1 protein-coding gene is annotated in these 201 nt (G+C 51.7%); it reads right to left on the reverse strand.

The window, feature by feature from the left end; genetic code table 11:
- Nucleotides 1-201: hypothetical protein (locus tag NE665_RS24730; protein ID WP_256302811.1), on the reverse strand; the 201-nt coding region annotated here is incomplete at both ends.

Genomic DNA, 201 nt, shown 5'->3' on the forward strand with positions numbered 1-201 from the left:
CGTGCTCTGCTTCATCACCTGATCATCCAGTGTCAGCTGGATCTTCGTCGGCAGCTGCATGGTGATCTGTGTCGTCATGGTGATATCCGCCTTCAGCTTGGCTGTGATATGCTCGGCACTGTCATCCTTCAGCATCGCTTCCCAGATATAGCCTGTCTCACTCATCGCATTCACTCGATAGATGAACACCTTCATGAAGCC

The sequence above is a fragment of the Clostridium sp. DFI.1.208 genome (genome assembly GCF_024463855.1).
In the GTDB taxonomy this organism is placed as follows: Bacteria; Bacillota_I; Bacilli_A; order Erysipelotrichales; family Erysipelotrichaceae; genus Clostridium_AQ.